Genomic DNA, 20,446 nt, shown 5'->3' with positions numbered 1-20,446 from the left:
GCGATGTGCCTCTGCTTTTTATTTGCGGGTGTTGCATGCGGTTTTATTTACTCGTCGGCGTTATTAGCTTGATGATCACGCCCACGTTGGTATTCAGTAGCCAATCCGAAACAGACCTTCGTATTGAACAACGTCAGAGACAACAACAAAAACAGTCGGAAGACAAAGCGCTGGCAGAGGCCGATTTAGCACTGCCCAGCACACCATCATGGCATGTTCCTTTAGAAACATTGGATGTGAATGCATTGGGAAGAGCGCTCTACCAAGCGATACGACAACACGCTTGGGATAGGGTGGCTGAATGGCTGCCTTACTATCAAACATTACCCGGCCATGATGCGATGTTAATTCTTTATGCCAAGGGGGGCTTAGCCCGACAGGCAGGAAACCTCGCCCAAGCCGCGCATTCCTATCAAGCTCTACTTAAGCTTAAGCCTGATTTTTTACTGGCGCAGTTATCACTAGCGCGCGTGTTATTTGAAGATTACCAAAGCCGTGAGGCTAAACAGTACTTTGAGGCTATCGCGACAAGCATTGCCGGTATGCCTCACGCTGCTGGTGTTCAGCGAACCGTCTCGGCCTATTTACAAGCACTATCTTTGCGTCAGTCATGGCAAGGCTCGTTGGCGATTGGGCCTGAGTATCACACCAATATCAATAAAACGTCTCACAGTGAAACCTGTTTGCTATCGGTGGCTGCAGGGTGTGCTTACGTACGAAAAACGCCGGACGCGATTGCCAGTTATGGCTGGGGAGCCACGCTCTCGGCAGCAAAAACATGGGCTGTGTCTGGTCATCACCATGGCTTTATCCGCGGCATGGCATATGGTGCGGATTACGATAAAAATGATACCTATAACCAGTGGGACACCCAGTGGTTGATTGGGTATCGGTATCAAAATGCGGCGAATCAACTCTCAATAGGCCCTTTATTGGAAGGCACTTGGCAAGGAGGCTCGTGGATTTCCCATACCTTTGGTGTCAACCTTGACTACCTACGTATCCTTACTCCTGCATCGACATTTAAGGGAACGGTTGTCAGCAAAGATATCCGTTATCAAGGCGCACAGCTGAAGGCGCTGTCGGGGCAGGAAACCTATTTGTCTGCAACATGGTTCTCTCAGCTTCATCCCAACTGGTTAGCTTTTATCGGTGCAAACTACACGGATAGCCAAAGTGAGGATACTGTCTTTGACTGGCACAGCCTAGGAGGACGAGTCGGAGTGAGTTTTCAGCCGACGCCCGAACTCGATGGCCTGTTTAGTTATGCCTATCAAGATCGTAACTATCAAGAATACAACGCCATGTTGGGGGATAAGCGGCATGATATTCAACATACGCTGGTATTGAGTTTGCGCCTGCCTACCCTAACTGTGGCGGGTTTTTCTCCGGTGATCACAGGCCAGTATCATCAAACACGAAGCAATGTTGATTGGCTCTATAGCCTTGATTACACGCGCATCCAAGTCCAGTTTGAAAAACAATTTTAAAAATTTTTACGGGTTTTCGTTATTCGTTCGGTATAGCGGGTAGATAACCGATATGGCGTATTACGCATGGATAATAAGGACTCAAAATGAAGCGATATTGGATAGGACTGGGGCTGTGGCTCTTGGTCATCACGGTGCATGTGCAGGCGAGTGAATCCACGGCACCTGCGGAGAGCGGGTCAATGGTGACCGCTTCAGGCTCGCAGGCCACCCATTTGTCCGTTGATGCACTGTCTCCGCTCGGTATGTATCAGGCTGCGGATCCTATCGTTAAAGCGGTCATGCTGATATTGCTGGCGGCTTCCGGCGTGACATGGGCTGTGCTCGTCACTAAGCAGTGGCAACTCGGTCGTGCGCGTCGCCGCTTAGCGCCACTGGTGTCACTTTGCGCTCACGCTGAAAGCTTTGCGGCGGCCAAAGCGGCGGCATCATGTCATCAGGGCACTGGGCTGGCGTTTCTTAGTGCGGCGCAAACCGAGCTTGCCCTATCCGAACAAGTAGATGCAGTCAGTCAAGGCGTTAAAGAGCGGGTACAAGCACGGTTGGAGCGGGTACAGGTAGCACAGGCTAGCATGATGAATCGCGGCACAGGGGTGCTGGCATCGATCGGGTCCGTGGCTCCCTTTGTGGGGCTGTTTGGTACCGTGTGGGGGATCATGAATGCGTTTATTGGCATTGCGCATACGCAAACGACTAATTTAGCCGTGGTGGCCCCCGGGATTGCTGAAGCCCTGCTAGCAACGGCTCTTGGCTTGGTCGCGGCGATCCCAGCTGTGATTGTTTACAACTATTTTATCCGTGCATTGGCTGCGTATCGTGCTCAAATGGGGGATTTAGCGGTGGCTATTTTGGTACTGGTGAGCCGCGATCTCGACAGTGAGCGCAATGCGCAAACTGAACTTGCGTGGCGACAGGCAGGGTAGAGAGATGAGCTTTCAATTTTCCTCGTCAGACCATGAACTACAAGAAAACCATGAGATTAATGTGACACCATTTATCGATGTGATGTTGGTGTTACTGATCATTTTTATGGTTGCGGCCCCGCTTGCAACCGTCAGCGTGCCGGTGGATTTACCCACCTCTTCGGCGAAGCCGAATGCATCGCCCAGTCAGCCTGTGTATTTGTCTGTAGGCTCTGGACAAATGCTGCAAGTTGATGAGCATCCTGCGTTCTCCCTTGAGGAAGCCAGTCAGAAGTTGCCTCAATGGGTGGCGAACAAACAAACCCGTTTATATTTGCGGGCCGATAAAACCTTGCCTTATCAGTCACTGTTGGAAGTCATTAATACGCTTAGTCAAGCGGGTTATCAGCAAGTCGGTCTGGTGGGCATTGCGCAGTCAGCATCGCGTTCCTCATGACGGTATTGGCTGGGTTGCCGCAAGGCTTTGAGTTAGACCGCACGCGAAAAGGCTGGTTAGTGGGGGCGGCAGTGAGCGTCAGTCTCCACCTTGGGGTGGCGATCGCGTACTTTTGGACACCGGCGCGCACGCTCGCACCGCCTCCCGCCGCGATGCCGATTGCCATTTCTGTCATCGCACCAGAGGTGTCAGCCCCAAAGGTGGAACAGCACGATGTGAAAGAGGGCAAACTGCAACGCGCCAGTCAGCCTGCTCATGCATCTGAGACGGTGCCGGAAAAAGTGATGTCGACGCCAAACGCGACGCCTGTGGTTCAAGATGAGAAAAACGCGCAAGTGCAAAAACAGCCGCAGTCTGTCCCACGTCCTGCCAAGGAGCAGCCTAAAGCGATAGAGACGAAAAAAACGGTTGAGACACACAAGGTGCAAACGACTGAGCCTCGCCCCAAACCAAAGGAAAACCCCAAAACGTCACGTGCATCGTCGGTCGCGCAAGAGGCGAGCGCGCCGAAACATTTTGATGCGCCAACACACAGTGAAAAAGTGACAGGCCCAGCGCAAGGACAGCTAACCGTAAAGGGAAAGGTTGCGAAGTTGAATTGGCAGCGACGGGTTCACGCGCACTTGGCTTACTATAAGCGCTATCCTCGATTTGCTCGGAGACTCAAACAGCAAGGCTCGCCTCGGGTAACCTTTACCGTCAATCGCCAAGGCGAGGTGCAATCGGTCAAACTCCAAACCTCGAGCCGCTTTGAGAGTTTGGACGAAGAAGCTAAGGCGCTGGTACAGCGTGCGTCCCCGTTGCCGACGCCGCCAGATGCCTTGCCGGGCTTGACAATAACGGTTACTGTCCCTATTCGTTTTTCACTTTAAAAAGAAGAGGATATCTTTTGTCCGCGAGCATGGATGACAAAGGTTCACTCTCGATTGCTAACCTGTTAGGCTGCTCCCGAAACTCGCTTCGGGGTTGATTTCTATCGAGTCGCCCCGATGTGAAGCTGTATTCCACTCAATGCCCGTTTGGGCCCCAAAAAGAGAGAAGATATCACTAAAAAACGAACGACATGAAGGAGGTGTCAATAATGGAAGGTACACCCGATTTGTATCCCTCACGCGTCAATGGAAAAGAAACCCTCTCCCCACGTCTAGACCCTGTTGTGTACGGCGGTGCGCAGCCAGAGGTACCGCATAGCTTGAGCCAACGTGATCTGGATACGTTTGATCGCCAAGGCTTTTTGGTGATGAATGACTATATGCCGGAAATGGTGGCACCGCTTAAATGTGAAATCGCCCGTTTACGCGATGATATGGCCGGCTATGAAGAGCTATATACCGAGCCAGATAGTGACGAGCTGCGTACTATTTTTAAACCCTTTGCCTACAGTGACTTAATTGATCGCTTCTCACGCGATCCGCGCATTCTCAATAAAGTTCGGCAAATTTTGGGCTCGGATGCATATTTGATGCAATCGCGCGTCAATATTAAGCCTGCGTTTAAAGGCAAGTCGTTTCCTTGGCATTCTGACTTCGAGACTTGGCACGTTGAGGATGGAATGCCACGGATGCGAGCCGTGACTGTATGGCTAATGTTAACCGATAACACCGAGCATAATGGGCCTTTGTATGTGATCCCCGGCTCGCACCATCACTATGCGTCTTGTGAAGGCAATACCGGCGAGAAGAACTATCAGCAGTCGCTGAAAAAACAAATGCTGGGCGTGCCCAAGCCAGAGACCATGGAGGCATTGTTAGAAGACAATGGCATTGCCTCGGTAACGGGACAAGCCGGTACCTTGGTGTTCCATGATTGTAACTTGATGCATGGCTCACCCGATAATATCGCCAACGACCCACGTTCGATTTTAATGTTTGTCTATAACAGTGTGGAGAATAAACCGGTGACGCCATTTAGTGGGTTGCCACCGCGCCCCCACTATTTATCCAATCCCGACCAACGCCCTCTGCAGGCGGTTGAGTCACTCTGGCCGCTAGCTTCATAGCCGTACTGACGCCCACGCTGTTGTGGGCGTTTTTAGTTTTTTTCGCTTTGAATCAGGGTTTTGCTATGCTGTCTCGATAATTGAACAAGCGTTTAATTATCTCGCTAATTTCAACGACATTAAGGAGTTTCCTTTGAATACATCATCAAAAACGACCCTGAGCGTGACTGTTGCCGCCCTGAGTGTAGCCAGTGCCGTATCCTTCTCTTCTTTTGCTCAAGCCAGTGACAGTACGCTTAGCGAACAACTTGGCATTGCTGATCATGCGGTGATTGCTCACCGTGGTGACTCTTACAATGCGCCAGAGTCGACCTTGCCGGCCTACCAACTTGCCTGTGAAGTGGGCGCCGATTATCTCGAGCTTGACCTGCAGCGCACCAAAGACGGCAAACTGATCGCGGTGCATGACGACAACCTTAAGCGCAACACCAATATTGATACAGTCTATCCTGAGCGTGCCGGCGACCCGGTCAATACCTTTACTTGGGCAGAGCTGGAAAAGCTGGATGCGGGCAGCTGGTTTAATCAGTCATACCCAGAGCGTGCGCGTGAAAGCTTCCGCGGCTTGAAGCTAGTAACGCTAGATCAGGTACGTAAAATCGCCGAAAACTGTGCCCATCAGCCCGGGCTTTATATTGAAACCAAGGTGCCGGAGTTCTTCCCAGGGATTGAGCAGGATTTGAAACAAGATTTAACCCAACACGGTTGGCTAGATAAGGACGCCAAGGGCAAAGTGATCCTACAGACTTTTAACAAATCGAGCCTTGAAGCGCTGCAGGATGTGATGCCGAATGTGCCAAAAATCTTGCTGCTGTGGGCAGGTGATGGCTACATTCCCACTAAAGACAGCGCGCCGAAAGCGGATGATGAGTCTTACGCCCAGTACTACGCGCGTCAAGAAGTGGCCTCAAAAGCCAGCTACGCAGAATGGTTGGATTATGCCAAGGAGCACGGTGCCATCGGTGTGGGGCCGTCGGGCACCCAAGCCAACTTTGATGATGCTTGGTCAAGCCAGTTTAGCTATATGGACTTGGCGAAGTCTTGGATGGTGGATATGAGCCATGAAAAAGGCTTGCTGATGCACATGTATACCCTGGACGATCGCGAAGATTTGATCCGTTACCGTGAGCGTGGCGTGGATGGCTTCTTTACCAACCGTCCTAACGTGGCGGTCAAAGCCTTAACCGACAGCGACGGTAAAGACATTGAAGTTACCTTAACGCAACTGGGTTATTAACCCCGCGCGTTAACAGTATTTATCCTTTGAGCCCGCCTGTTAGTAGCGGGCTTTTTTGTTGGGGGCAAACGCTAGAGAGGGTTCGGTTCGGCTTATTTCGCTGAGCAGACCCTCCGCGCCATGGATGGCGCGGCGGAGCCTCCAGGGATGGATTGACGGCGTGTCTGTGTGCGAACTGAGCCGATGCCCCAAGGTTAACGTTTTGGCTATCTACTCGCTCGCCATTAGTTTAGCCAGCGTACGTCGGTACATGGCATAAGCCACGGCGCCCGCAAGGAGGTTACCGATTAAGGCACCGGCAAACAGGCCAAACAGCTCGCCAATTTGTGCCCCCAGCCAGAGGCAGGGCAGGAAAAACGCAAATAGGCGAAGCGCAGAAATGGTCAGCGCGGTGTATGAGCGGCCTAATGCATTGGTAATCGACACCATCAACATACACACCCCCAGAGCGCCCAGGCTAAACGGCACTAGCGTAAGGTGAGTGTGCAAGATATCGGTAACTTGTTGATCGCTGGTCATCAAGTCGGCGAGGGGAGCGGCGGCAAGCCAGGTCACTACGGCAATCAGCAATTGAAAGCCGAGAATAAACTGACAGGCTAACTTGACCAAATGGCGGACTTCGGTCAGATCGCCTTTACCCAGCAAACGACCCACCATGGGTGGCATCGACATAGTTAATGCCAGCACCGAGACAATCGCGAAAAACTCAAAGCGCGAGCCCAGTGCCCAGGCGGCGACTGCCGCTGAGCCAAAGCTGGCGAGCAGCTTGGTGGCCAGCATAGATGACACCGGCGGCAGCAGCTGGCTGATCATCGCCGGTCCCATAATGTGGCCAATCGAGCGCACACTTTGTGTGATGTCTAAGTCTTGCCAGTCAAACGAAACCCAACCTTTACTAAACACGCGGGGCGCGACAATGGCGATGCCCGAGCCAAACGCAATTAAGGTGGCGACTGCCGCGCCATTAATGCCCCAATCGAGCCAAAAGATAAACACCGGGTCGAGCGCAAGGTTTAATAAGCTGGTGACCACCATCATGGAGCCCGGCAACATGGTGTTGCCATTAGCGCGTGCTAGGCTATAAAAAAAGTAAAGCACCGCGCCTGTCCAGGCACTGACCAACCAAATTTGCCAGTAGCTATCAATCACCGGAAATACTTTGTCTGGCGCATCGAGCAACATCAAGATCGGGTGGCGTAAGGCATAGAGCAAGCCGGCAAACAATGCCACGCCTGTGGTGCCAATAAATAAAATCAGGCCGCCTAGTTGTTTGGCATAGCGACACTGATCGGCCCCGAGCGCGCGCGAGATCACCGCCGTGGTCGCAATCCCGAGTCCGACTTGAATGCCGATAATGATCATCTGAATGGGCAAGGTGAAGCCTTGTGCCGCGAGGGGGAGCACGCCCAACTGACCAATGAAGGCACTATCGACAAGTTGAAAACTCATCAGTGACAGTACGCCAAACAGCATGGGTAGGGTGGTCGAGAACAAGCGTTTTGCGCGAGAAGCAGACTCCATCAGGCACTCTTTACATTAATAGGGTGAAAAAAGCCGAGCATTGGCATGCTCGGCATAGTCGCACCAATTGTAGAGGATTGCTGAAAATTACCAACCCTTAATCAATGGGGTGATTCATGGTTGACGGACGCCATCTAAGACTTACTCCATGCCGAGCTGGTCGGCGAGATACGTATAGGTCCGCGCGAGCATCTTGGCACGGGTGGTATTGTTGGATGCGCCTGCATGCCCGCCTTCCATATTTTCAAAATAGAGCACGTCATGCCCCATCTCCTGCATTTTCGCGACCATTTTGCGTGCATGGCCAGGATGAACGCGATCATCGCGGGTTGATGTGGTAAAAAATATGCGCGGGTAAGCCGTTTCAGCTTCAATATTATGATATGGCGAATAAGTGCGAATGTATTCCCAGTCATCATCGTTGTCTGGGTTTCCATACTCTGCCATCCAGCTGGCACCGGCCAGCAACTGGTTAAAGCGACGCATGTCCAATAGGGGCACTTGGCACACGACCGCGTTGTAAAGCTCGGGCCGTCGCATCGCGGTTGCGCCGACCAAAAGTCCTCCGTTGCTCCCGCCTTGAATGCCAAGATGGGCTGGTGAGGTGATTTTGGACGCGATCAATGCTTCTGCCACTGCTTCAAAATCTTCATAGGCTTTGTGGCGTTGATCTTTAAGAGCCGCTTGATGCCAAGCGGGCCCATATTCACCGCCCCCGCGTATATTGGCGAGGACATAAACGCCCCCTTTCTCGAGCCAATTTTTCCCCGTTACCGCGCTGTAGTGCGGTGTCAAGCTGACCTCGAATCCACCATAACCATATAACAATGTCGGGTGGGATTGATCCAGGTCGAGTGACTTTTTCGCCACGATAAAATAAGGAATGGCGGTGCCATCTTTTGATGTTGCAAACTGCTGTGTCACCTGAAGATCGTCCGCATTAAACTTGGCTTTAGTCGATTTAATCACGCGGGGATCTTGGCGACCTGGGGTCACTTGATAAATCGAGGGTGGGATCAGAAAGCTGGCTACGTCGACAAAAAAGTCATGGTGCTCAGGCGTCGCATTAAAGACCGAAAGCGTTGCATTATCTTCTATTGCCACCGTCTGAGTGTGCCACTGGCCAGTATCCTGTGGACGGAATAGCTGTATTTGCGACGTAACATCATTGAGCCAGCTGACCACAAGGTACTCGGCCGTGACGTCTAGCGCTTCAATATTGGCAGACGCCGTTGGTTTGACAAGTAATTGATAAGCCGGGGTCGGCTTGGCAAGCTCTGTCATTGAGGCATAGACAACACTGCCTTGCGGGAAGGTGCGTTCTCCTTGGCGATAGTCAGATTTTAGCTGGAAAAACAATTGCCCCTCAAAATAACCCATGACTTCACTATCTGCGGGTAATGCCAACGGCACCAGATCGTCTGCGTTTAGCCAAAAGAGCTTTTGCGAATAAAAGGTCATACCCTCTGCAATTAACGTCACTCGGCTGTGGCTATCACGTAACGTCATGGCGCTGACGGAGACCGAGTCGGTAGCGCCTTGGTATAAGGTTGTCGCTTCCGATAAAGGTGTGCCCCGTTGCCATTGTTTGATGGTGCGTGGGTAGCCCGAGTCCGTTAAGCTATCGGGCCCAAAATCAGTGGCTACGAGCAAATGATCGCGATCCAGCCAGGTGGTCCCGCTTTTGGCCTCGGGCAGTGTAAAGCCATCATGGACAAATGCCTTGTCGAGCATATCGAATTCACGTTTCACCGTCGCATCGGCGCCGCCGAGTGAGAGGGCGACCATACAGCGCTGGTAGTCAGGTGCGTAGCAATCGACTCCTTTTAACACCCAATCTTTTTGCTCTTGCTGTGCCAGGGCATCGATATCAATGACGATTTCCCACTCAGGCGCTTTTTGTGCATAACTTTGCGCCGATGTGCGTCGATAAATGCCCTTAACATGGGTATTATCTTGCCAAAAATTATAGTAGAAGGAGCCCCGTCGTGTCGGGTAGGCAAGCCGATCTTGTGCGTTAAGCACGGCCAAACTGTCTGCATAAAAGGCATCATACTGCGATTTTTTTTCTAAATATGCGTCGGTTTGGTTATTGTGTTTTTTGACCCATTCGAGCGCATCTTTGCCCTCGACGTCCTCAAGCCACAGGAAAGGATCCGCTTGCTCAGCGCCGTGTGCGGTTGCAACCGTCATGGCCAGTGCAGCCGCTGACAGGCATTTGGTTTTGTTTGTCATCGTGATTCTCCCGACATCATTGTCAGTGGGTGTGTCAATACATAGAAAAAAACCGAGCACAAAATGCTCGGCGTCGAAAAAGGTTCAACGTAAGCCGAAACGGCAGTGGTGGGATTTAACTGTTACTCAAAAAAGCGATCCATGGCGACGCCATCGGTTTGAGTGACTCAGACTGCGCCGCCTGCTTCATCGCTTTCAGCGCCGCTTGGTTATTCTCAAGCTCAAAATACGCCATGCCTTTTAAGTACTCGAGCTCTGCGCGTACATCTCCAGCGATATCTTGATTGTCGTCCGCAAAGGGAATGACTGCTTGGTACTGTTGGTCTTGTACCATCAGTCGGGCAATCTTTAGTTTGGTTTTTGGATCATTATCTATACGATAAGCCGCACGATACGCCTCGATCGCTTCCGGTAACTCTTTGGCTTGATGCCAATACTGCGCGAGTTTCTTTAAGTGATCATTGGTACGCTCGACAATGCCAGCGTCTAACGCTTGTGCCAGGGTTGTCGCTGCGCGATAAGGAATCGACTGGTAGGCTAAAAAGTCTGTCAGTCTCAACACTTCCTTTTCTTTATCGAGTAACCCCAAGCTATAGGCTGACTCCAAAGCGGCTAGAGCTGCTGCTTCATTGTTCCTTTCCATTTCAATACCGGACAGTTGTTTCCAATATTGCTTTTTCGTCGGGTTGATGGTGGTCAGCGTCGTTAACACTTGTGCCGTGTTCGCCAAATCGTTGGTTTGATAATAGGCCGACATCAGCATCATATACCAAGATTCACTCGGCGTATCACTGAGCGCAATGGCCTGTTTTATCTCGGGAATCGCTTGCTTAAACTGCTCTTGCTGTATGTACGCGCTTGCCAAGGTCATATAACTCATGGCGTCGGGTTTTTCCTCACCCTCAGCGAGTTGTATCTCGAACCACTGACGCATGAGTGAGACCGTTTTACCAAAGTCTTCTTGCACCATATACAACTGCGCCAAGCTATACCGCACTTGCTGCGCGACCGCAACGGGCAAGGCGCCAACTTCTAACGCTTTGGCGAAATAGGTAACCGCTTTGGCATAGTTATCTTCCATAGAATGGATATAGCCGAGTTGTTGTAAAAGTACTGCCTGATCATAATTTTTGTTACCGCGACGCTCGAGTGCCGATGCCAGCTCTTGCTTCGCCTCTTGATACGTCTCGTTAGCAATGTATTTTTGTACTTTGTTCACGGTACGGTAGGTGCGATCGGACAGCTCAGGCGTATCCGCACCATAGCTAGCGCTTGATAAACTGGCGGCAAATAAGGCCAGTGCCAACATCCGTGTCAGTTTTTTTTCCATGATGGCCATCCTAGTTAATTGAAAACTCTATTTCTTGAGAAAGTCGAGCTTTAACGGGGGCGCCGTCCACTACTTTAGGTTTAAAGCGCCATTGCTTAACGGTTTTTTGCGCCGCGCGGCGAAGTCCCATGCGGCGCGGATCTTCTTTGAGCACCGCCACGTTTTCGACGCCGCCTTGCTCATTCACCGTAAACTCAAGCAATACTGTGCCTTTTTCTAGCCCAGCGCGTGCCGCTTTACGTGGCATTTGCGGTAAGAAGGTGGCAAGCGGTGTCGGCCCTTGGTTGCCGCTCACTCCGCCGCCGCCTTGGCTGTAATGCCCCAGCACCGATCCGCCACTGACATTCACGGGTAAATCCAGGTCAGGCATATCTAAATCCACCTGGTCCATTTGCGGCTTCACCGTTGATGTCACTTTCATTTCCGGTGGTGGTGGTGGCTTTTTCGGCGGTTTCGGCTTAGGAAGCTCACGCTTTTTCTCTTTAACCGTTTCTTCGGGTTTGATCCGCACAAATTCGATGATTCGCTGATCGTCATCAGAAGCTAGCTCATGGCGTTCTTTGTTGACAATTTTATCCATGCCCCAAAAAAGCCCCAGCGAGACGAACAGCGCGATCACTATTGACGCCAAATAACGCATACGCTAGTCCTTGCTTTTCGCTGCAATCGAGATGCTATCGACGCCGGCCATCTTAATTTGATCCATCACATCGACAACCACACCCGCACTGGCCTCTTGATCGGCTTGGATAACAACCGCGCCCTCTGGGCTCTCCGCTCGTAAACGCTCAATATTGGCGCGTACGGCATCAACATCGACGCGGCGTTTGTCCACCCATACATCGCCAGCAGGACCAACCGCAACCATGATGTTGCCTTTACTGACTGTTTGTGCAGTATTGGCACTGGGTCGATTGACGTCTATCCCCGCCTCTTTCACAAATGAGGTGGTGACGATAAAAAAGATCAGCATGATAAAAACGATATCCAACATGGGAGTCATGTCGATTGCCGCTTCTTCATTGCCTTCATTGCTATAACGTCGTTTCATATCGCTACCTTAAATCCTTTTACGAGGTAACATGCTTAAGCTTATCTTCAAGCTTGCGCGTGGATAATTTGGCGAGGTGATCCAGCCGGGTACTAAAAAACAGCCCTGATAAAGAGGCAACCATGCCCGCAAGTGTCGGGATAGTGGCTTTGGAAATCCCTGAAGCCATTGCTCGTGGGCTGCCTGTGCCTACCACGGCTAACGTATCAAAGACGTGAATCATCCCTACCACGGTGCCAAGTAAGCCCAATAAAGGACACATGGCGATCAGTACTTTGACAATAGGCAGTCCGCGCTTGTTTTCAATATCACGTTGTGAAACTAGCTCCTCACGGATCCGCTTAGACGCCCAGCTTTTATGGTCCTTGCGTTGTTGCCACTGTGTGACGACCGACTTGGCCGCGCGTGGTGCCACAAAAATAAAGTAAAACCAACGCTCCAATAATGCACACCATAGAAAGACACTCAGGATAAAAATGGCGACGAGGACATCGCCGCCCATACCGAGAAAGTGTCGAATCGACTCTAGTTCAGAGAGTATCCATTGCATGATATCTCCTTAGCTTTCAGCGGTGTGAAGCTTTTCCTGGTAACGCGCAATAAAGCCAGCGCTTTGCTCTTCAAGCGTTTGAACCAGTCGACGACCTTTGCTGTGGACAAAGGTGTAGAGGAACAACAAAGGAATCGCAACGACAAGGCCAAGCATGGTAGTCACCAAGGCTTCGGAAATGCCGCCAGCCATCAGTTTAGGATCGCCCGTACCAAATAGGGTGATCGCCTGGAAGGTCCCAATCATCCCCATTACCGTACCGAGTAGGCCGAGTAGCGGTGCCACCGATGCAAATAACTTAATCGATCCGATAAAGCGCTCAATTTTCGGTGCATTGCGCATGATGATCTCGTCTAGTTTGGCTTCTAGATCTTCGAGGCTGGCACCTTGGTGCTCTTTATAAGCCGTGATCACTTCACCCAGCGGGTTACTACCAATCGCCTCTTCACTTTTCTTCTGCTTGCGTATTTTGTTACCGATAACCGATAGACGCAGATAGCAGAATAGGGCAATGAGCAGGCCAACGGCACCCATGGCGAGAATGATATAACCGACAATCCCGCCTTGGTCGATACGCTCTTGAACGTTTGGACTTTGCACCAGTAATGACAGAATCACCCCGCGTGATGGATCGATATGTAAGGGCGCATAGTCACTAGAGGCTGACTCAAAGGCGGCAACATTAGAGAGAATCGAATCGACGGGTTGACGCGCTAATTCTTCAAACTTGCCGGTTTCTGGCTCATAAGTCAGGTATTTACCATTGGCAATGGCATTAAACTCACCAATCAGAGTGACATCATCTTGGGCTTCGCTGCCTTCGCCGTACACCACAGTGGCCGGTACGGTCGAGGTGTCACCTGAGACGATCATTTGCTCCATAATGATCTGCCAAAACTGCTCGAGCTCGGTAATCGACGGCAGCTCTTTACTTTCAGCGAGTTTGGTTAGCAGTGCTTCCCGCTCAGGAAATTGCACCGCATTTTGAGAGGCGCTGAACAAGCCGTTAAATTCGCCGGAGAACTGGCGAACGACGCCAAACATCTCACCTAGCGATCCTGAGCGTTGGCGCAGGGTCTCACTAAGCTCAGTGAGGGTTTTGTCATTACTATCAAAGGTCGCTTTGAGATCTTCACCTCGCTGCGATTCGAAGGCGAGCTCCTCTTTAGCTTTGGCCAATAGCGCCGCTTGGTTTTCTTTATCGGCTAAAAACGCGGCTTCACGTTCGCGGTTTTGTTGCGATTCGGTAACGCGCTCGCTTTTAATTTGGTTGAGTAGCTCATCCAAGGTATTGGCTTGCACGTGGCTTAGCGATAATGTGACCGCGGCAATCCCTGCAAATAGATACTTGATTCCTTTCATGGTTACTTCTCCCCTGTAAAGACAGGCAACTCGATCAATGCGGGTGGCGCTTGTTTTTTCGCAATCCGCAGCCCTTGCGTAATTGCATCACTGTAGCCTTCGGGTAAGGCTTCCCATTGATTGGTTTGCTTATTCCACATGCCGGTTTCGGCGCCATCGGGCGATTGGAAGAAAAGTGCCGTTCGACCTATGCGAAGAAAATCATAGGTTTTAGTGTCACCATTACGTGCCATACTGGCTTTGTAGGCCTCAATGTTACGTGAGAAGCCTTCTTCAATTTGGTAAGCCTCGAGCACGCGACGGAACTTCTCTGATGTGGTGACATCCGCGCGATCCATCATCTCGCGGAGGCTGGCAATCCGTTTTTCCCGTTCGTCTAATTGGAAAGGTAAATCGAGCTGCACAAACTGATCGAGTGAATCAATCATCTTGAGTGTCAGCGGCACGATTTCCATCGCGGTTTGATCAATTTGTTCAATTTGCTTTTCCAGTGATGCGAGCTCTTTATTTTGCGAGTTCACCATTCGTTCAAGCTGGTTGTTATACACACGCATGCTATCGAGCTGACGCAGTACGGCTTTGTACTCGGCCAGCATGCTGTCGGTTTGTTCGCTGTATTGATCAATTTTTTGTTGCGATGCTTGCCCTGCGTTATTTTTACTTTCTACCGCTGACACCACGTCATCGGTAGAGGTAGCTATCGCAAACGAGCTCGTCAGCAACAGAGAACTGACAATGGCGTTATTTAATCCCTTACGTACCATATCCGTTACCTGTTAATTGTGGAGAAATAAGGCGCGGCTAGGCCGCGCCAGGTTTGAGTTAGAAGTTATATTCGGCTTCAACGTAGAGCTGACGTCCCAGAGGGCTGTCATAGTCATTGGCATAGAATGGTGATGTATCACTCAGCGGATCTGCTGGTGGTTGTTTATCAAACATATTGATAGCTCCCAAAGTGACTTTACCTTGCTCATTGAAGGCGTAAGTTGCCGTCAAGTTCCAAGTTGTCATGCTCGATACTTTGGTTTGCTGTCCAGCATCTTTAGCGTCTTGGCAGGTATCGAAATAGTATCGATTGGCATAGCTCGTACACATACTATCGCGGTATTTACCAAAGACATTGACGCTGTAATCGCCCATGACCCAGCCAAGGTTTAGTGTGGCTGTATACTCAGGTAAGAAGTCGGTTTCATCGATGAGCGGTTCACCATCGTTCTCGCGGTATTCAGCGTCAATGATCTTAGTCACTGACAGTTTAGGGCTGAAGGTACCGTAATTTTGAGTATCGTGAGAATAAGAGACTGATAGGTCGATACCTGAGCGCAATTCGGACGCTTGGTTGACCGGACCATAAATCACATTATCGATCTCGCCATCACTGTTGCGCTTCACTTCCGCACCGGCATATTTACTTGGCTCATTGATTACATCTTGATAGCTTGGTGCTGTGACCACGTTTTCCATCTTGATGCGATACCAGTCTAGTGTCAGACCGAGATCTTCAACAGGCTCCCACACCAGGCCCAAGTTAATATTGGTGCTTTCTTCTTCTTCAAGCTCTTTGTTTGGCCCAGAAGTGACATCGAAGTTTTGGGTATCACACTCAGGGATTGAGTCGCTATCCTGTGGGCCGTTGCCCCCAGCATTCTCACATAACACAGGGTCAAAGCCGCTACCAAATGCCTTGGTCTCATCGCCGAACAGGCGTTTCAGATCGGGGGCACGGAACCCAAGTCCGTAACTACCACGCAATAGCAAGGTATCGGTAGGACGATAAGCTAGAGAGGCTTTTGGCGTAAAGGCCCCACCGGTTGCCGAATCGTCAAAATAGTGGTCATAGCGACCCGCGAGTGTCATTTCAAGGTTTTCAATTATAGGAACTAAGGCTTCAACGCCCAAGCCGATCTGATCTCGGTCGCCACCACCTGATGAACCGCCTAAACCTTCAAAACGGCCGTTTTTGGTATTTTCATCGATGGTTTCGAGATAATCAGTTCGGTTCCACTCGCCGTATACCGAGAAGCTCGATATGCCCGCGGGAAGTTCAATTAAATCGCCACCCAATGAGGAGTTCACTGAATAAAGCTTAGTGCGTGCGTTTTTGGTCGATTTTCCCTTGTATTTTTCTACGGTCTCAGGAGAAAGACGAGCAAGGAGATCGATTTCGTCGTTTTTCACCGCATCGCCGATACTGGCAAAAATGGCTGGATTATCCGTTTCAACTTTCTGCTCTGAGTAGCTTGCATAAGCATCCCAGCTATAGTCGCTCATGTAGCCATCGAGCCCGACGGTGACACCATAAGAGCGCGATTCTGTGTTGCTCTCACGATTGCCAAATTCGACCATGCGTCGAGTATAGGTACCTTCTCCACGGCTGTGACTCGCATCGGTTTCGACTTTTAATGCGCCAGGCTCAAACGTGGAGTTGGTTTCTTTGTGGTTAAAGCGTGCTTCCGCAGTGGCCATCAAATCAGGGGAAATATCAAACTCACCGCGAAGCATTAGATCAGCTTGCTTGTTTTCAGGCTTTAAGGTCCGACGTGACGATCGGTTAAAACCACATTTTCCATCCGCACGCGCGACGCCGTCCCCCTCGAGAAAATCTTTACAGTTTTCACTCGGTAAGGTGATATTGTCGCTCGCATCCACGAAGCTTGCCCCGTAGCTCGAGTAACCACTCAAGGCTGAGCGTGCTGAGTTATCGTCACCAGCCCAGCTTTTGTCTTTTTGCTTGAGAATATCGTTGCCAGCAAATTGGCCAACGAAGAACACACGTTTTGAATCGAAGTCTTTACCGGCGACCACATCGAGACGATCTGCTGAATACCCCCCGCTGGTTGTTTGACCATGGCGACCTTTAACAGAAACACCGTCAAAGCCTTTTTTCATGATGAAGTTGACTACCCCACCAATGGCGTCTGAACCATAAACGGCTGACCCTGAATCTGTGAGTACCTCAACACGCTCAATGGCAGCAACGGGGATCTGGCCAATATCTTGGAAGTTTGTTGAGCCATTTTGTGCTAGTGGGTATTGAGGTAGGCGACGACCGTCAATCAAAATAAGTGTGCGCGATGCCCCAAGGCCACGTAGGTTCACTGACTGTGCGGCTGGGGTGAAACTAAAAGAGTTCGTTTGCGACAGGTTACCGCCGGTATTTTGAGTTAAGCTGTTGAGAATGTCTTGCGCACTGTTAAAGCCTTTGGCTCGAATATCCTCACTGCTGACTACAGTAATGGGACTTGGCCCTTCCACTTCAGCACGTGATATACGTGAACCGGTCACTTTCAGCTTCTGCAACTCTTGGGCTTGTTCTTGAGACTCTTCCGCGATAGCGGTTGAGGCGAATGTGACTGATCCCACTGCGAGACCAATGGCAACAGATAGTGCCGTTGTTCTTGTCTTCATCCTTGATTGCTCCCTGTCATTTGACTATTTCTCCAGCGCGTATTTTCAGTACTGCTCTTATTCCCTGAGCGCGCATGACAGCCAGATATACCGAATGTTTCGTCTAGGCGTCAAACAAGTGACAGCGACACCCTCTATCCGCGCTGTCATGGTTTATTTCGTTTTTTTTGGTGGTTTGTTTTGATGTGCAGCGCACAGGAATGTCTATATAACTGGTCTTTTACTTATTGTTAGAGAATTATTTCATGTGAGGCAGGGTTCGCGTGCTTGGTTGTGCGGTCAGTGGATATGCTGGTAATAGATGAATGTAAAGAATATACAACTATTTAACATGGTTTCGTTTCTCGTCGCATAATTTACCTAATGTGTGCATCGGTAATAGTGGCGTTCACGCGTTCAACGGAAAGCAGTTAGTCCAGTTTTAAACTGACAAGAGTTAACAAAAAATGACATTTATTTGACAATTGTGTTTATAGCGTCTATGGAAATTTATGCACTTTTTTTGCTTAAACTTCTAGAGCAAATGCTCAATTGATAGGTTTGTCATATTCTGTAATTTTACTGTCATGTGAATGAATGTTGTTTTTTTTATTTTGTAAGTGGCTGGTATCGAAAGAGAAAAAAAATCAGGTCTCATGGACATGGACCGTTGATCGTGGTGATAAATCAAGATAAATATAGGAGCCTTAAGTATCGTGTGTCATGAGGGGAAAGCCCCACGGTGCCTAGGATGGCACTGACAACTCGATACCATAGACTAATAAAGCGGCTCGTTTAGATGTCGTTGAGTCTAGACAGTCAACAGGGAGTAGTGGACTATGCTGTCGTACTTTTTACGCCGGTTACTGTTGGTGATACCGACATTTCTCGGCATTACCATTTTGATTTTCGGTATTACTCGCCTAGTACCGGGTGGGCCAGTTGAGCGAATGATGACCCAAATGCAAGCACAAGGTGATGCTGGGTCGAGCTTGCAACGTGCTGGTGACAGCTCGGCGTTATCGGACGATCAGATTGCTGAACTCAAGGCATTTTACGGCCTCGATAAACCCGTTCTAGAAGCCTATGTCGATTGGCTGGGCAAACTGGCCAACTTCGATTTGGGTGAGTCGACTCGCTATTACGAGCCGGTCGCAGATATGATTGCCGAGCGCCTGCCGGTGTCGCTGTTTTACGGCGGGATGACCTTCTTTATCAGTTATTTTATCTCCCTCCCGCTTGGCTATTACAAGGCCCTCAAGCACGGCTCGGTGTTTGATTCCTCCTCCTCGGTGCTGATCTTTATCGGGTTTGCCTTACCCGGCTATGTGGTCGGGGTATTGCTGATCACCTTGTTTAGCTATCACCTCGAATGGTTCCCGATGGGGGGCTTTGTGGGCGATGCTTACTACGACGCGACCAGTTTTTGGGAACGCGCCAAAGATGTGATGTGGCATGCGGTACTGCCGCTGATTTGTTATCTGATTGGTGATTTTGCCACCCTGACCATGACGATGAAAAACAACCTGATGGAAAACCTCTCAGCGGATTATATCCGCACGGCGATTGCCAAAGGGTTACCGTTCCGCTCGGCGGTGCGCAAACATGCGCTGCGCAACAGCTTGATCCCGATTGCTAGCCATTTTGGCAACTCGTTGCTGTTCTTTATGACCGGTGCATTTTTGATTGAGGTGATTTTTAACATCAACGGCATTGGTTTGCTCGGCTATGAATCAATTATGGAGCGCGACTATCCGGTAGTGATGGGGATTGTTGCCATCAATGCGCTATTACTGTTGGCGGGCAACATTATCTCCGATATCTGTGTTGCCTTGATTGACCCTCGCGTGAAGTTTGGATCTTGATATGTTGACGATTAGCCCTTTAACTCAAAAGAAAATCCGCAGTTTTAAGCAAATTAAACGCGGTTATTGGTCGTTTATCATCTTGACCACCATGTTGGTGTTATCGCTGTTTGCCGAGCTGTTAATCAATAGTAAAGCGTTAATGGTCAAATACGACGGCGAGTATTATTTCCCTGTAATGAGTGATGTATACTTGGCGCGCGACTTTGGTCAAGTGGGCACGAGCGAAGCCAACTATCGTCAACTTGCCAAAGCCTTCGAGGCACAAGGCGGTGATAACTATGTGGTCATGCCCTTGGTGCCGTGGAACCCGCTTGAACAAGACTTTAGTAGCGACTTTCCGCCCACTGCGCCAAGTGCCGCAGACCAGCATTACCTCGGTACCGATGATATTGGCCGCGATATTCTCGCCCGCCTGGTATACGGCTTTCGTATTGCTATGGGCTTTGCGTTACTGACCATGGCGGCGTCTTATGCGATTGGCACCGCCGTGGGCTGTGCGATGGGCTTTTGGGGCGGCAAGTTTGATCTGTTTTTCCAACGCTTTATCGAAGTTTGGTCGATGGTGCCGTTTTTGTACGTCATCATGATTCTAGTCTCGATTCTCCAACCCACTTTTACCTTGTTCGTCGCGATTAATGTGCTATTTGGCTGGATGGCGATTACCTGGTATATGCGCACTATGACGTACAAAGAATCAGCGCGTGATTATGTGATGGCGGCGCGTGCATTGGGTGCCTCTACTAGCCGGATCTTATTCCGGCATATTTTGCCCAACACCATGGTGATGATTGTGACTTTGGCGCCCTTTACCATCGCCCTCAATATTACCGCGTTAACGGCGCTGGATTATCTTGGCCTAGGGCTGATGCCACCGACGCCAAGTTGGGGCGAGCTGTTACAGCAAGGTAAATCAAATCTGGACGCGCCATGGATTGTTGCCTCTGTGGTATCGTCCCTGGTGGTGGTGTTGGTGATGGTGACCTTCATTGGAGAAGCGGTACGCGCCGCGTTTGATCCGAAAAAATTCACCCGTTATGACTGATTTTAAATATAACAA

The 20,446-nt window shown here is 50.2% G+C and carries 17 protein-coding genes; 8 read left to right on the top strand and 9 right to left on the bottom strand.

Features of this window, described 5'->3' with window-relative positions:
* Positions 1–35 precede the first annotated feature (35 nt).
* The 6 genes from BGL48_RS06805 to BGL48_RS06780 all read left to right on the top strand — a co-directional run bounded on the left by BGL48_RS06805 (position 36) and on the right by BGL48_RS06780 (position 6,085).
* Complete coding sequence (locus BGL48_RS06805) at positions 36–1,490, top strand: surface lipoprotein assembly modifier (protein ID WP_069361952.1); 1,455 nt, start codon at positions 36–38, stop codon at positions 1,488–1,490.
* Positions 1,491–1,576: 86 nt separating this feature from the next.
* Positions 1,577–2,413: a tonB-system energizer ExbB gene (gene exbB / locus BGL48_RS06800; protein WP_083238470.1), complete on the top strand. Its 837-nt coding sequence runs from the start codon at positions 1,577–1,579 to the stop codon at positions 2,411–2,413.
* A 4-nt stretch (positions 2,414–2,417) separates the two neighbouring features.
* Positions 2,418–2,849: a biopolymer transporter ExbD gene (locus tag BGL48_RS06795; RefSeq protein ID WP_069361951.1), complete on the top strand. Its 432-nt coding sequence runs from the start codon at positions 2,418–2,420 to the stop codon at positions 2,847–2,849.
* On the top strand, positions 2,846–3,721 hold the full coding sequence (locus BGL48_RS06790) for an energy transducer TonB (RefSeq protein ID WP_069361950.1): 876 nt from the start codon (positions 2,846–2,848) through the stop codon (positions 3,719–3,721). The genes BGL48_RS06795 and BGL48_RS06790 overlap by 4 nt, the downstream gene beginning before the upstream one ends.
* Positions 3,722–3,930: 209 nt before the next feature.
* Complete coding sequence (locus BGL48_RS06785; RefSeq protein ID WP_069361949.1) at positions 3,931–4,848, top strand: phytanoyl-CoA dioxygenase family protein; 918 nt, start codon at positions 3,931–3,933, stop codon at positions 4,846–4,848.
* A 133-nt stretch (positions 4,849–4,981) separates the two neighbouring features.
* Complete coding sequence (locus tag BGL48_RS06780) at positions 4,982–6,085, top strand: glycerophosphodiester phosphodiesterase (protein WP_069361948.1); 1,104 nt, start codon at positions 4,982–4,984, stop codon at positions 6,083–6,085.
* A 210-nt stretch (positions 6,086–6,295) separates the two neighbouring features.
* On the opposite strand, the gene BGL48_RS06775 is transcribed toward BGL48_RS06780, so the two are convergent.
* The 9 genes from BGL48_RS06775 to BGL48_RS06735 all read right to left on the bottom strand — a co-directional run bounded on the left by BGL48_RS06775 (position 6,296) and on the right by BGL48_RS06735 (position 17,542).
* On the bottom strand, positions 6,296–7,606 hold the full coding sequence (locus tag BGL48_RS06775) for an MATE family efflux transporter (protein ID WP_069361947.1): 1,311 nt from the start codon (positions 7,604–7,606) through the stop codon (positions 6,296–6,298).
* 141 nt (positions 7,607–7,747) lie between these two features.
* The gene (locus BGL48_RS06770; protein WP_069361946.1) at positions 7,748–9,841 is read right to left on the bottom strand and encodes a prolyl oligopeptidase family serine peptidase; all 2,094 of its coding nucleotides are present in this window, start codon (positions 9,839–9,841) and stop codon (positions 7,748–7,750) included.
* Between the two features lie 115 nt (positions 9,842–9,956).
* On the bottom strand, positions 9,957–11,171 hold the full coding sequence (locus BGL48_RS06765) for a tetratricopeptide repeat protein (RefSeq protein ID WP_069361994.1): 1,215 nt from the start codon (positions 11,169–11,171) through the stop codon (positions 9,957–9,959).
* Between the two features lie 10 nt (positions 11,172–11,181).
* Positions 11,182–11,811 (bottom strand): energy transducer TonB, encoded by a 630-nt coding sequence (locus tag BGL48_RS06760; protein WP_069361945.1) that lies wholly within the window; start codon positions 11,809–11,811, stop codon positions 11,182–11,184.
* A gap of 3 nt (positions 11,812–11,814) precedes the next feature.
* Positions 11,815–12,222 carry an ExbD/TolR family protein gene (locus BGL48_RS06755; RefSeq protein ID WP_069361944.1) on the bottom strand — a complete coding sequence of 136 codons (408 nt, stop codon included), beginning with the start codon at positions 12,220–12,222 and terminating at the stop codon, positions 11,815–11,817.
* A 19-nt stretch (positions 12,223–12,241) separates the two neighbouring features.
* On the bottom strand, positions 12,242–12,772 hold the full coding sequence (locus BGL48_RS06750) for a MotA/TolQ/ExbB proton channel family protein (RefSeq protein ID WP_069361943.1): 531 nt from the start codon (positions 12,770–12,772) through the stop codon (positions 12,242–12,244).
* A 9-nt stretch (positions 12,773–12,781) separates the two neighbouring features.
* A complete protein-coding gene (locus BGL48_RS06745) occupies positions 12,782–14,134 on the bottom strand; it encodes a MotA/TolQ/ExbB proton channel family protein (protein ID WP_069361942.1) in 1,353 nt (450 codons plus the stop codon).
* 2 nt (positions 14,135–14,136) lie between these two features.
* Positions 14,137–14,898, bottom strand: coding sequence for a DUF3450 domain-containing protein (locus BGL48_RS06740; RefSeq protein ID WP_069361941.1), 762 nt, complete (start codon positions 14,896–14,898; stop codon positions 14,137–14,139).
* 58 nt (positions 14,899–14,956) lie between these two features.
* Positions 14,957–17,542, bottom strand: coding sequence for a TonB-dependent receptor plug domain-containing protein (locus tag BGL48_RS06735; protein ID WP_069361940.1), 2,586 nt, complete (start codon positions 17,540–17,542; stop codon positions 14,957–14,959).
* Between the two features lie 818 nt (positions 17,543–18,360).
* Here BGL48_RS06735 and BGL48_RS06730 point away from each other — a divergent pair.
* The gene (locus BGL48_RS06730; RefSeq protein ID WP_069361939.1) at positions 18,361–19,386 is read left to right on the top strand and encodes an ABC transporter permease subunit; all 1,026 of its coding nucleotides are present in this window, start codon (positions 18,361–18,363) and stop codon (positions 19,384–19,386) included.
* A 1-nt stretch (position 19,387) separates the two neighbouring features.
* The gene (locus tag BGL48_RS06725) at positions 19,388–20,431 is read left to right on the top strand and encodes an ABC transporter permease (protein ID WP_069361938.1); all 1,044 of its coding nucleotides are present in this window, start codon (positions 19,388–19,390) and stop codon (positions 20,429–20,431) included.
* Positions 20,432–20,446 lie beyond the last annotated feature (15 nt).

The sequence above is a fragment of the Salinivibrio sp. SS3 genome, from assembly GCF_001722105.1.
Lineage (GTDB): Bacteria > Pseudomonadota > Gammaproteobacteria > Enterobacterales > Vibrionaceae > Salinivibrio > Salinivibrio kushneri.
This window is presented reverse-complemented; position numbering and strand designations above follow the sequence as displayed.